At 37.9% G+C, this 13,149-nt stretch carries 9 protein-coding genes; 5 read left to right on the top strand and 4 right to left on the bottom strand.

Annotated elements, in window-relative coordinates:
• Positions 1-153 precede the first annotated feature (153 nt).
• Positions 154-1,200, top strand: coding sequence for an endonuclease/exonuclease/phosphatase family protein (locus tag GYM62_RS03645; protein ID WP_219958343.1), 1,047 nt, complete (start codon positions 154-156; stop codon positions 1,198-1,200).
• On the opposite strand, the gene GYM62_RS03640 is transcribed toward GYM62_RS03645, so the two are convergent.
• The gene (locus GYM62_RS03640) at positions 1,197-3,452 is read right to left on the bottom strand and encodes an RND family transporter (protein WP_219958342.1); all 2,256 of its coding nucleotides are present in this window, start codon (positions 3,450-3,452) and stop codon (positions 1,197-1,199) included. The genes GYM62_RS03645 and GYM62_RS03640 overlap by 4 nt on opposite strands.
• A gap of 136 nt (positions 3,453-3,588) precedes the next feature.
• Here GYM62_RS03640 and GYM62_RS03635 point away from each other — a divergent pair, with 136 nt between their 5' ends.
• Positions 3,589-4,383: a thymidylate synthase gene (locus tag GYM62_RS03635; RefSeq protein ID WP_219958341.1), complete on the top strand. Its 795-nt coding sequence runs from the start codon at positions 3,589-3,591 to the stop codon at positions 4,381-4,383.
• A gap of 40 nt (positions 4,384-4,423) precedes the next feature.
• Here the strand turns inward: GYM62_RS03635 and GYM62_RS03630 are convergent, their stop codons facing one another.
• The 3 genes from GYM62_RS03630 to GYM62_RS03620 all read right to left on the bottom strand — a co-directional run bounded on the left by GYM62_RS03630 (position 4,424) and on the right by GYM62_RS03620 (position 9,811).
• Positions 4,424-7,237 (bottom strand): S9 family peptidase, encoded by a 2,814-nt coding sequence (locus GYM62_RS03630; protein WP_219958340.1) that lies wholly within the window; start codon positions 7,235-7,237, stop codon positions 4,424-4,426.
• A gap of 21 nt (positions 7,238-7,258) precedes the next feature.
• Positions 7,259-9,175, bottom strand: a complete 1,917-nt coding sequence (locus GYM62_RS03625; protein WP_219958339.1) for a M14 family metallopeptidase — start codon at positions 9,173-9,175, stop codon at positions 7,259-7,261.
• Between the two features lie 90 nt (positions 9,176-9,265).
• Entirely contained in the window at positions 9,266-9,811 is a 546-nt protein-coding gene (locus GYM62_RS03620) for a hypothetical protein (RefSeq protein WP_219958338.1), read from the bottom strand.
• A gap of 372 nt (positions 9,812-10,183) precedes the next feature.
• On the opposite strand from GYM62_RS03620, the gene GYM62_RS03615 reads away from it, so the two are divergent.
• From GYM62_RS03615 to sufC, 3 genes are all read left to right on the top strand, one after another.
• Positions 10,184-10,660: an Lrp/AsnC ligand binding domain-containing protein gene (locus tag GYM62_RS03615; RefSeq protein ID WP_091654549.1), complete on the top strand. Its 477-nt coding sequence runs from the start codon at positions 10,184-10,186 to the stop codon at positions 10,658-10,660.
• A 236-nt stretch (positions 10,661-10,896) separates the two neighbouring features.
• A complete protein-coding gene (gene sufB, locus GYM62_RS03610; RefSeq protein ID WP_219958337.1) occupies positions 10,897-12,342 on the top strand; it encodes a Fe-S cluster assembly protein SufB in 1,446 nt (481 codons plus the stop codon).
• Between the two features lie 38 nt (positions 12,343-12,380).
• On the top strand, positions 12,381-13,145 hold the full coding sequence (gene sufC / locus GYM62_RS03605; RefSeq protein WP_219958336.1) for a Fe-S cluster assembly ATPase SufC: 765 nt from the start codon (positions 12,381-12,383) through the stop codon (positions 13,143-13,145).
• The last annotated feature ends 4 nt before the right edge of the window (positions 13,146-13,149 follow it).

Raw genomic sequence — 13,149 nt, 5'->3', positions numbered from 1 at the left:
ATTCTGATAATTTCTTTTCCAAGAAAATACTTATTCTTCAGTAGCTTCGTTTTTAGGCTTCTCTTTTGCTTCTTTACGCAACGATAGGCTTGAAAGGTTTAAAGCAAAACAAAAAATCAATACTACAAGCTACAATCACCTGAGCATCAGCGAATGAAATTTATTACCTGGCTTACATTTATTTTGACCCTCCTGGTTTTTGGCAGTGTTTATATTTCGCCTGAAAACTTTCCTTACGTTGGGTTGCTTCCTTTTTTCATCCCTGTTGCTTGGCTTTTTAATCTTTTTTTATTCATAATTCTTGCGCTTTCATGGAGAAAATTATCATTTGTTCCTCTTAGCGCCTTATTAATTGGATATAGGTTTGCTGAAATTACTTTCCAGTTAAATGACCAAAATAAAGAGTCTGAAGGCCTTCATGTACTCACCTACAATGCTCACCTTTTTGATTACAAAAGACGAAGCGGAGGAGAGTTTGACCCGAATGTTTTTGCTTGGCTTCAGGATCATCCCGCAGAGGTCAAAGTTTTTCAGGAGTTTTATCAGGATTACACTACTCCCTCAAGAAATGCTGTTCAGCTATTGGGAAAAGATTCGGGGATGGAAATATCTTATCAGATTATAGAAGGAAACCCGCAAAAAAGATCCTACGGTTTAGCTATTTTTTCCAAATACCCAATCATTAATGAGGGAAAAGTATTCGATAATAACAGAACTAATGGAGCCATATTTGCCGATATCTTGTATAATTCGGACACCCTAAGAATTTATAATTGTCATCTGGAATCGATGAAAATAAATTCTGAAGCATTGGATAACATAGATGGTGTAAGAGAGAATTACCGTCAAACTTTGGGTAAACTTAATAGAGGAAGTTTGGCCAGAAATAAGCAGTTAAATGTTTTGGAAGAACATATTCTGAATAGCCCTCACCCAGTCATTTTGATGGGGGATTTCAATGAAGTTCCTTATTCAAACACTTATTTTAGGCTAAATAAAATATTAACCAATGCCTTTGAAAGTGCCGGCAGGGGGTTTGGTTTTACCTACAATAAGGTATTATTCTTCTTGAGAATTGATCACATTTTTAGCTCCAAAGAACTCAAGGCTGTAGATTTTGATACTCATAGAGAGGTAGATTATTCAGATCATTATCCTGTCTCTGCAACCTTTATTTTGGAAAAGGAAATCTCAGATTAATCCTGTCCATTCTTCTTTTCCCAGACCTTTTTCATAGGAAGAAGGATCACGGGTAGCAAAAAAAGGTCCGCTAACAAAGCAAAGACCAAGGCAGAAGAAATCAATAATCCCGTGTAATGAGTCACACCAAACCTGCTAAAAATCAAGACTGCAAAACCGGAAACCAAGATAAGAGTAGTAAGAACTATAGCCTTTCCTGTTTCCAAAAAAGTCCTTTTGAGTGCATATAATAGATTTTTGCCAAGACTCAATTCCATTTTCAACCGGGTCATAAAGTGTATACTATCGTCAACAGCAATACCAAATGCCACTGTAAATAGGATAGCCGTTGTTAGTTTAAATTCTACTCCCAAAAAATACATCAGTCCTAACATCCAAAGCAACGGGATAATATTTGGAATCAGTAGAATGAAAGAAATACGCCAAGACTTGAATAAAAATCCTGCTATTATACCAACCAACAAGAAAGCAACTCCAAGTCCTCTTGCCATTTGAATGGTAACCGACTCATGTCCTTTATCAATTAAATAGGAAGTCCCTGTCCATCTTACTTGAATAACATCCTCGTTTATCTCCTCTTCAATATATTCCCTCACTTTCTCTCTTATTTGGCTCATTTGCAAACTGCCCAAATCTGGAATTCTAGCTGAAATCCTACCTTCCATCAGATCCTCGGAAAGAACCAAAGACCCTTGATTTTTCGAAACTCGGCCTAAAAACCTTTCCATTCTTCTAAATTGCCCTGGACTGGGAAACATAAAGGCAGCATGATCACCTTGATTTTGTGCTTGATTTAGCGTTTTCACCAAGGTTAAAGGAGATAATACACTGATCTCTCCAAACTCCTTTTTCAATTTCATTTCTAGCTTATCTATTTCTTTCAAAGCCTCATAATCGAGAAGATTTTTAGATCCATTACTTGATTTCAAATAGATTTCTAAAGGATTGGACCCTCCAAATTGCTCATTAAAAAAATTAAAGTCATTTTGGATAGGATGGTCTGAAGGTAGATTATCGAGAAGATATCCATTGATATCTATTTTACTGCCTAGATAAACAGATAACATGCTGATGAAAAAAAAGAGAACTAAAATCTCTTTGCTTTTTATAAATATTTGCCTGAGAGCCGCGTGATAAAAATCAGGAGCTATTTTTTCAGAATCACTACTTACGCTCAACTTTTTCCAGCGATATAATAGAAATGGAGTAATTAAACTCACTGAAAAAAACATCATCAGAATCCCTAAACCAGTGGTCAACCCAAAGTCCTTCAACGCTGGAATACTTGTGAAATAAAGAGAAAAGAACCCTAAAGAGGTGGTCAAAATTGTCAATGTCACAGGAACCCATAACTCTTTAAAAACCTTTGAAATGGCTTCATCTTTTGACTGGGCTACTTTTAAAGCTTTGATAAGATGTGTGAAAAAATGGATTAAAGCACTCAGTCCTACGATTAGAAAAATTGTGGGCTGCATTACAGACATCAATGCCAATTTTTTCCCGATCAATAGAATAAATGCAAAAGCCCAAAGTACTCCAACCAACAATACTAAAATCGGTATCACCACTCCCCACCAGCTCCGAAAAATCAATACTAAAATAAGTAGCATCAAAATGAGAGAAGCCCCGAAAAACAAACCAAATTCATTTTGCATCAAATCCACAAAATCACCTTGTGTCTGTATTTTGCCTGCCACTGCCTTGGGGGCTAGGCCTTGAGACTTCCATAATTCTTGAATCTCTCCATAAAGAAGGTCTCCATCCTCTTTGGAAAGATTATCCTCATTTTTAATCAAAACCAAGAGACTTTCCCCATCCTTGGCAATAAGGTTGCCTTGATATTTCTTCTCGTCCCCTTGAAAGTTTACTTCATCTTTCTCCAAATCCCAAGACAAGGCAGCACGTTCTCTTACACCAAATGGACTAATGATAGGTTCCTTAACTGTTAATATCGAAAAGACCGAATCCACTTTTTCCAAACTTGTAACGGATTCCTGAAACTGATCTAGCTCCGATAAAAAAGAAGCATCAAACAACCGCCCTTGTGAATTTTCAAAAGCTAGTAGCAGATAATCATTATCGCTGCCAAAAATCTCCTCATACTCCCTGTAAAAGGCTAAATTCTCATCATCTTGAGGGAAAAACTGTTCGAAATCATAATCAAAAACCGGCTTTGGCTGAAGAAAACCCAAGATCAGACAAAAAATCACTGCAATGGAAAATGAAAAATTAGCACCTGATTTAGTAAACATCCAATAGCAGTTTAAATATATCTCCGACTCCAAATGTCACACAATTATAATCAGTTTGTGTCTTCTTTGTTTGATAGCAATTCCGATATTTGTCTGAAGCTATTATCTTGTTGACTAGAAAAAAACCAAAACAACCATGGAGCAATATCATGACCTGATGAGGAAAATATTAAAAGAGGGGGTGAAAAAATCTGACAGAACAGGTACTGGAACGATCAGTATTTTTGGACATCAGATGAGATTTGATTTGTCAGAGGGATTTCCGGTTGTGACTACCAAAAAACTTCATTTAAGGAGTATCATAATAGAACTTCTCTGGTTTTTGAACGGTGATAGCAATATCAAATGGCTGAAGGAAAATGGTGTTTCCATTTGGGATGAATGGGCAGATGAAAATGGAGACCTTGGACCTGTATATGGATATCAATGGAGACACTGGCCTGATGGTAAAGGTGGCGAGATTGACCAGATTAAGAACTTGATCCATCAAATTAAAACCAAACCTGATAGCAGGCGCCACATCGTTAGCGCTTGGAATGTCGCCGATGTAGATCACATGGCTCTTCCTCCTTGCCATACGATTTTTCAGTTTTATGTAGCAGACGGAAAATTATCCTGTCAACTGTACCAAAGAAGTGCGGATGTATTTTTGGGTGTTCCTTTTAATATTGCGTCCTATGCCCTATTTACAATGATGGTGGCTCAGGTTTGTGATCTCCAGCCAGGTGAATTTGTACACACTTTTGGGGATGCTCACTTGTATTTAAATCATTTAGAACAAACAGAATTGCAGCTAAGTAGAGAGTGTAGACCTTTGCCTACTATGAAAATTAATCCGGCAGTAAAAGATATTTTCAGTTTCAAATACGAGGATTTTGAATTGGTCAATTATGATCCCCACCCACATATCAAAGCCCCAGTTGCTGTATAAAAAATTAGCCCCGAATTTCAGAAAATCCGGGGCTATTTTATTATTGACCTAATTCATATTTTAAGGTTCTTCCTTTCTCGACTGCTGGAAGACCTTCAGTCATCCATAGCGGAGCCGGAGCACCTTTCAAATAATGATCAAAGAATTGACTGAGTCTAATTGACAAGTCCTTTCTATTTTTTCGCTGACGCAAGTTATGATCTTCACCATTGTATTGAAGCAACCAAGCTGGCTTGTTCAAACGCTTCAGAGCCATAAACATCTCAATACCTTGATACCACGGAACTGCTCCGTCTTCATCATTATGCATGATCAATACTGGGGTATTTACTCTATCCATGAAAAACAAAGGTGAGTTTTCTATGTAATAAAGAGGCTTCTCCCAAAGAGTTCCACCTATTCTAGATTGGGTTTGCTCGTATTGGAACATACGGCTCATTCCTGTACCCCATCTGATTCCTCCATAAGCAGAAGTCATATTTACCACAGGAGCTCCAGCTCCAGCTGCTTTAAACATATTGGTTTGTGTGATCAAATACGCCACTTGATATCCACCCCAACTTTGCCCCTGAATTGCCATATTATCGGCATCCACATAGCCTTTGGCTACGATAGATTGAACACCCGGGATGATACAGTTGTAGGCACTTGGTCCTGGTAATCCCAAATCATATTTAATATCCGGCACGAATACCAAATAATCATTGCTGACAAAAAACGGAATATTAATCGTAGAAGCCGAAGGTGCAGGGCTTCTGTAATTATGCAATCCGTCACTATTCCTCTCATAGAAGTAAACCATCATAGGATACTTCTTACTGGGATCAAAATATTCTGGTTTGAAAAGAAGTCCTTGAAGTGGAGTTCCGTCATTAGCCAAATAACTTACCAATTCCACAGAACCCCATTTAACATTTGCCTGCTGCGGATTAAGATTAGAAGCTTTTCTTAGATTTTTGAACTTCAAATCACCTAAGTACAAATCCGGAGATTCTTTATAGGTACTTCTCTGAACCAGAATTTCATCTGAATCTTCAGCTTTCGTCAATCCATAATATCTATGAGCCGTCATCAGAATTGATTTTGGAGCAGAGCCATTCATTGAACCTTCAGCTATGCCACTTTCTTTTGACATTTCATTGAAGGCTGTCAAGTAAAGTTTTTCTTTTGGATCAATGCTTTTCTCTTCCCTATCCAGAGTAATTCTTCTGTACTCGATTTTATTTTTTCTTCCTTCTCCGGCTGTGACATTAACAGCAGCATTTGGATTTCTAGGATCAATTTTCCAGATATCATATCTATCATTGATCAAAATTGCTTCGTCTCCAGCCAACCAACCTGCTACTCCATAGGAACCAGGAAGCGAGGGAGAATCATGCAATTCTTCATAAAAGACAACGTTTTCAATTCCAGAAGTTAGGTTAATTTTCTTTCGGGCAACAATATCGTAGGCGACCCAGGCACTATCGGTACTTGCATACCAGGTTACATAATTTCCTTCAGGTGAAACGCTTGGGTATCCCGGCGCATTTTTTTCGATCAAAGTTCTTTCGCCGCTTTCAAAGTCTACCAAGTATAAATCTCTTCCAATCTGAATATCCCAGCTATAAGCTCTTCTATATGGAGCATCTGTCCAAGCTATTCCAAAATCTCTTTCTATTTTGTTTTCGAGAATGACATTGTTGACTTCCCTGTCCTCCAACTGTGCAATGCTTCTATCAATTAGGTCCATTGCAGCTGTGTAAGACCGCTTTTCCTCTCTGGACTTATTTCTCAATTGCATTGGCTGAATTTCAGCATCTTGCCAGCCCCAGATATCCAAACTTACTCTCTCATCGTCCAAAATAGTAGTATCGGATTCGTAAGCATAATCCACATAGTCTTCAGAAACACCGAAAAACAACCTGTTTTCATTTTCAGAAAAACGAATAGAGCCATCATTACTGATTCTTCCATTTTCCAATATGCCCTGACTATTTCTTGTAGCAATCTCCTCTACCTTGGGATTAGAGGTGGTTGTGAGGAACAGGTTATAATATGGCTTTTTAGATTTGGCTGAATCATTTGTACTCAAAAATGCCAGATATCTGGATTTTGGAGAAAAAGTCACTCGCTCGTAAGCTGTATTCCCTTCATGTAAGACTGTAGATTGTCCGGAACTTAGGTTGAGTAAATGAATTGCAGCATTATCCAACGTATCCTCTTCAGCTAATACATAATGAAGGAAATCACCATTTCTGGAGAACCCATAAGATTTAACTCTGGCAAATTCATAGGATTTGGATCCATCTAGGGATCTTACCAGCAATTTAGTACCATCTGTTTTTTTAGGCTTTTCTGCTTTTGCGGTGGAATCAGCAGGATCTTTTTTCGCTGGCTTTTCCTTTTCAAACTGAATAGCAATCCAACTTCCTCCTTTTTCAGGAATAGCAAAAGACTTAACTTCTGCCATTTTTTCCAGTTTGCCAGTTTTCATTTCATAGATGAACAAACTATCCTTAGGCATGTCGTCTTTTTTAGTCTTTTTCAACTTCAAAAAGCGAATAGAGTCTTCTTGTGGAACAATCTTTCCGACCGCGTAAGTATCGTCAGGTGTAAAGTTCCAACCCTGAGCTCTAGGGATCACAAACTTTTTACTGACATCTTTAAAAGGTAAAATCTCTAATCTTCCATCTCCATCCTGTGGAGAAATTATATACCCTACCCAAATTCCATTTTTTGTAATTCGATCTGATGATAGGTTCTCCCAGCCATCATAATCATCATGTGTAAGGGAACGCTTTTGCTGTGCCTGTAAACCTGAAATGGTCAACATCACAGAAAGCATCAGTATTCCGCTTATTCTTCTCAGCATAATTGATTGGTTTAGAATGTATTATTTCAATGTAAATTCCTGTACAAATAACCCTCCTCTTGTAGAAGAGAGCTTAATTTTTCCTTTTACCTCTTCGGCACTATTTACTTTTACTTTGAAGCTGACCGTTTTCTTCTCACCTTTTCCGGTGTAGCCAGCATAAATAGTTTTGTCATACAAGTCAGGACTGGTTATTTGAACTTTCGCGTTCTCGTATCCTTCCGTCAATGCTTTTGCAAATTCCAGGGATACTCTGTCTTCCTGAACAATCTTTACTAGCTTGGCTTGCTCCAGTGCTACAGGAAGCCCCCCAACATTTTCCCAAGTGAGGAAAATCTCATATTCTCCATCTTTGATTTTTTTAATTACTGGCTTTTCTATTTTGATCTCAGGAAGCCTTTTTGCCATAGCTAGATTAAATAAAGCCTGTTTCTTGGCCCAATTTTCCAATTGCCAAGGCGGACCGTTTTGTCCAAAAAATTTCGGATGAAATCCTCCAATTTCTACTTCGCCTAACTCAGGGTGATCAAACGGTGTCCAAGACTTAAAGCCTTTTCCTCCATTTTCTTCTTCATCCCAAACCAAAGCATCGTAATCATCATAAATGCCATCATTATTATAATCCTTCATGGCTCCGTTGTTCCACAACTCATCACCATACCAAATACTCCCAAAATAGAAGTAGCCAAAATCAGGCCCATGCCCAAATAGTGGAGAAGGCTTTAGGGGATCACCTGTCATTCTATTGACTTTATATCGAGTAGAATAGGTTTCATATACATCCCCAGCCCATGGATAAGCTGTGTAAGAAAGTCCCAACTCATCCATCTCTTTGTATATAGCCAAATCTTCTGGATACATTCGCTCTTCGCTTTTAGAAGTTGATGGCGGTCTTAAATGCATGGGAACTCTGGTATCCATTGAATTGACCACAGAAATATTGGCATGACTTAACATCCAAAGGACAGTAGACCGAGTTTCTGGCTCACTCAAAGGGTACTCACCAGCACCATATTGTGTATAACCTCTTCCCGTCAAGTCACCGCCTATATCAGGTCTCCAGTTTTCAGGGTAATTTCTATGAAGGTCTAGACCACCTACGCCGTCTTCATTATAATCTCCATCCCCATCATTATCGATCCCTTCTGTGTAAAGGAGATAATCACCTTTACCAGGGAAAACTCTTTTCATCAATTTCCCAGATGGATGATCTGGATCTACGATATAATTGGCCTTTTTCTTTTCTTCCTCGGTGACTGCCTTTTTTCTCATTTGATAGATTACTCCATCGCCGTCCAAATCCTCCTCAGGGTCTTCATCTATTAGTCCATCTCTATCATTGTCGTGGGGTTTTACCGTACTTCTATTTCTTTGCTCGGTATATAAATAAAGATTGGAGCCATCCGGATTGTTTTGAGGCCTTAAGTAGATGGCCTTGGTGTCAATCAGATGGGTAATCTCTTTGTCCTTGCCATAATTCTCCAGCAGATGTTGAGTCAACCAAAGTACTGACTCACTGGCAGTGATCTCGCCTGAATGTCTTCCTCCTTCGAAATATGCTGCTGGTTTTTCGGTGTCTTTTCCAGTCTTTTTATTGGTAAGCGTCATCTGATAGATCGGTCTTCCTTCAAATGACTCTCCTATTATATATAGGTCAACAATTTCAGGATAGAGTTCTGCCCATTTCTCATACCAATGATACATAACATTGACCGTATGATACTTGTCGAAAGTCAGCTTTTCTCCCGGCACATATTCGACTTCAGGAAATTTATGTTTTTTAAAAAAAGAGGGGCCATGACGCTCGCCCGATACTGTATGAAATTTGGCACTGGTATCACTTTCAGTAAAGACTTTGGCTTTTTGAAAAGTATCAATTTGGCCGTAACTCATCACAGAAAGTAACATCAAACTTGATAAGCTTGCTATTTTCTTCATGATTCGGTGGTTTTTAGAATGGCTAAAAGTAAAAAAGGTGATACATCTCTGTATCACCGTTTACAAAAAAAAGCCGGAATTTTCCGGCTTCTATTTTCTAATTGTCAATTCGAATGTTTCTGGAGTATAATTCACAAACCCAGGAACAGGCTTGCATTTTGGGAGCTGCCTTACTAAATAATCAATTCTTTCTCGCAGGCCTTTATCAGTATCAGTCAATAATTCATAGCCTGAAAGTTTTCCTTTAGAATCCACCATCAATAAGACTTTCACTTCCTCCACGTCTCTTGACTTTTTTGTTCTAAAAAGAAAAGGTGAATAGGAATCAATCATGTCTAGCGTATATTCTGGCCAAGCCCAGTGGGAATCTAAATTTGAAGCCATGCTTTCTTCTGTGTTAGTCAAGGGCTTTAATTCCAAATCCTTAGAAATTGTAATCTCCTCAGCCTTCACAGATTTATTTGGAACAGACTTTAGGCTCAATCTATTATATCTAACAATTGAACTTTCAAGTTTATCATCATTTGATTCGTCCCCATTCATTTGCGCGGCAGCAGAAACAGAAAGCTGAACAGCTAGAAAAATCATAACCGTCGCAATAGGGCCAAGAGTCTTTATTTTGAATGAATTCATCATATTCAAAGTATTTGTAACAAAAATACACTTTAAATTTTATCAAATGCAAAAAATTGTATTTTAAATTTTAAAAAAAACAATAAAAAAGTCTTGCCAGCAGCAAGACCCTTTTCAGAATATAAACCCAAATATAACTTTAGAGATTAAAAGTTTTTCTTTTTCAACTGAATGTTTGGAGTTTTCTCCATTTTTCAAATTTAAAATTTTGCCTTTATTCTAAAAACAAAATAAACTGAAAGACATTCATTTCGATTCCAAAGTAAATGCATTTTGAATATAATTACAAATTGAAAAAATAATTTTGCAATATTTTGAACAATCTTTAATTTACATGCGATTTCATTAACAATCATCTAAATCCAATCAAAAAAAATGGATAAAATTTTAGATATCGATAACATAGACCTCAAGATTATCTCCTTGCTGAACGAAGATGCCAAAACACCTTATACCGAAATTGCCAAAAAGGTATTTGTGTCTTCGGGGACTGTCCACGTGAGAATGAAGAAATTGGAAGATATGGGCATTGTTAAAAGTGCAACTCTGAATATCGATTTCTCAAAACTTGGTTACGACATCTCAGCATTTTTAGGTATTTATTTGGAAAAAAGCTCTCTATACGATACAGTTATTGAAAAATTAAAGGCAATCTCTGAAGTAGTAAGTGCTTACTACACGACAGGTAATTATTCAATTTTTGCAAAAATCATCTGCAGAGACACCAATCACCTTAGACTCGTATTGGATAAAATTCAAAAGGTAGAGGGCATTGATAGAACAGAGACTTTAATTGTTTTGGAAGAAAGTATAAACAGACCAATTCAATTTTTTGATAAAGAAAAAGGATAAAAACATCTATTTAGATCAAATCTAAATAAATGAAAAACGATATTATCGCAAAAAGCCTGGCATTGTCAGGCTTTTTTTATTTCCGAGAAAATATTCCCAAATTTGAACCTGAAGGGCATTTTTAATCGAAGAATTGTATCTCCAATAGATTTTTCGAATGTGATTGAACATAATATTTTGATTATATGTTGTACCTTCGCAGTCAAAATGTAATTAGTCTAAATAACTCACCAATAATGAGCAAAGACAACGAAATTTTAGAAGAATTCACCTCAAAAGAATACGAACATGGTTGGTCAGTCAATTATGAGGCTGATGAGGCTCCCGTAGGCTTAAATGAGGAAATCATAAAGTGGATCTCTGCAAAGAAAGAAGAGCCTTCTTGGCTATTGGAGTGGAGACTCAAAGCTTTTAGAACTTGGCAGGAAATGGCTGAGCCCGATTGGGCCAACGTGACTTATCCAAAAATTGATTTTGATAAGTTGAGATATTACTCTGCACCTAAGCAATCTAATAAGCCAAAAAACTTAAACGAGGTTGATCCGGAGTTATTAGCGATCTACGAGAGACTCGGTATTTCTTTAAATGAGCAAAAAAGACTTCAAGGTATTGCTGTAGATGCAGTCCTTGATTCAGTTTCTGTTGCTACTACCTTTAAAGGTACACTTAGCAAACTCGGAATCATTTTCTGCTCCTTCAGTGAAGCGGTGAAAGAGCACCCTGAATTAGTTAAAAAATATTTGGGGTCAGTGGTCCCAATGACAGATAATTATTATGCAGCTCTTAACTCGGCTGTCTTCTCTGATGGATCATTCTGCTACATTCCAAAAGGTGTAAGATGTCCTATGGAGCTTTCCACCTACTTCCGAATCAATGCCGCAAACACAGGTCAATTCGAAAGAACCTTGATCGTTGCGGAAGAAGAGTCATATGTGTCTTATTTGGAAGGCTGTACAGCACCTCAAAGAGATGAAAATCAACTTCATGCGGCTGTAGTGGAAATTTACGCAGCAGCTCATGCAGAGGTGAAGTACTCTACCGTTCAAAACTGGTTCCCAGGAGACAAAAACGGTAAAGGAGGTATTTACAACTTTGTTACGAAGAGAGGAATCTGCGCTGGTGATCATTCCAAGATTTCTTGGACTCAGGTGGAAACAGGTTCTGCTGTTACATGGAAATATCCTTCTTGTATATTAAAAGGTGATTATTCTATAGGTGAATTCTATTCAGTAGCCGTAACCAACAATTACCAACAAGCTGATACCGGGACCAAAATGATTCACATTGGTAAAAACACCAAATCAAGAATCGTATCCAAAGGTATCTCAGCTGGTAAATCCCAAAACTCCTACAGAGGTCAGGTTCAGGTGATGAAGAGAGCAGATAATGCCAGAAACTTCTCCCAGTGCGACTCCTTATTAATGGGGGATCGATGTGGAGCTCACACTTTCCCATATATCGATATCAATAATTCAAGCGCCAAAGTAGAGCATGAAGCGACTACATCGAAAATTGGTGAAGATCAGATTTTCTATTGCAACCAGAGAGGTATAGCAACGGAAGATGCTGTTGCTTTGATTGTCAATGGGTATGCAAAAGAAGTTCTGAACCAACTTCCAATGGAATTTGCAGTGGAAGCGCAAAAACTATTAGCCTTAACCCTAGAAGGATCTGTAGGTTAAGCGCCTGAGTTAAAATTTGAAATTGAAAATCTAGAACCATGTTATCAATAAAAAACCTACACGCATCAATTGAGGGCACTTCTATCTTGAGAGGCATCAATTTGGAAGTAAAAGCAGGTGAAGTGCACGCTATCATGGGACCTAATGGGTCCGGAAAATCTACTCTTGCCTCAGTTTTGGCTGGCAGAGAAGAATATGAAGTAACTGAAGGAGAAGTAACTTTCAAAGGCAAAGACCTTTTGGATCTTGCACCAGAAGACAGAGCTAGAGAGGGCGTATTCCTTGCATTTCAATATCCTGTAGAAATTCCTGGTGTATCTTCCACCAACTTCCTCAGAACTGCCGTGAATCAGGTAAGAGAATATAGAGGTTTGGAGCCTTTGGATGCGGTGAAGTTTCTTTCTTTGATGAAGGAGAAAATGAAATTGGTTGAGATTGACCAAAAGCTTTTGAGCAGAGCTTTGAACGAAGGTTTTTCTGGAGGGGAGAAAAAGAGAAATGAAATCTTCCAGATGGCAATGTTGGAGCCAACATTATCTATTTTGGACGAAACTGACTCCGGATTAGATATTGACGCACTTAAAGTTGTATCCAACGGAGTTAATCAATTGAAATCAGCAGATAATGCTACCATAGTGGTGACTCACTATCAGCGACTTTTAGATTACATCGTACCAGATTATGTACATGTGTTATATAAAGGAAGAATAGTGAAATCAGGAACCAAGGAATTGGCCTTGGAACTGGAAGAAAAAGGTTACGACTGGATCAAAGAAGAAATTGATTCGGCAGCCACTGTCTGATTTA

Source organism: Algoriphagus sp. NBT04N3 (assembly GCF_019443765.1).
GTDB lineage: Bacteria > Bacteroidota > Bacteroidia > Cytophagales > Cyclobacteriaceae > Algoriphagus > Algoriphagus ornithinivorans.
The sequence above is the reverse complement of the archived record's forward strand: the minus strand, read 5'-3'. Positions and strand labels throughout refer to the sequence as shown.

Excerpts from the sequence above, each read along its gene's own strand:
- GYM62_RS03645 (WP_219958343.1), top strand. The coding sequence starts at position 154 with ATGAAATTTATTACCTGGCTTACATTTATTTTGACCCTCCTGGTTTTT.
- GYM62_RS03640 (WP_219958342.1), bottom strand. The coding sequence starts at position 3,452 with ATGTTTACTAAATCAGGTGCTAATTTTTCATTTTCCATTGCAGTGATT.
- GYM62_RS03635 (WP_219958341.1), top strand. The coding sequence starts at position 3,589 with ATGGAGCAATATCATGACCTGATGAGGAAAATATTAAAAGAGGGGGTG.
- GYM62_RS03630 (WP_219958340.1), bottom strand. The coding sequence starts at position 7,237 with ATGCTGAGAAGAATAAGCGGAATACTGATGCTTTCTGTGATGTTGACC.
- GYM62_RS03625 (WP_219958339.1), bottom strand. The coding sequence starts at position 9,175 with ATGAAGAAAATAGCAAGCTTATCAAGTTTGATGTTACTTTCTGTGATG.
- GYM62_RS03620 (WP_219958338.1), bottom strand. The coding sequence starts at position 9,811 with ATGATGAATTCATTCAAAATAAAGACTCTTGGCCCTATTGCGACGGTT.
- GYM62_RS03615 (WP_091654549.1), top strand. The coding sequence starts at position 10,184 with ATGGATAAAATTTTAGATATCGATAACATAGACCTCAAGATTATCTCC.
- sufB (WP_219958337.1), top strand. The coding sequence starts at position 10,897 with ATGAGCAAAGACAACGAAATTTTAGAAGAATTCACCTCAAAAGAATAC.
- sufC (WP_219958336.1), top strand. The coding sequence starts at position 12,381 with ATGTTATCAATAAAAAACCTACACGCATCAATTGAGGGCACTTCTATC.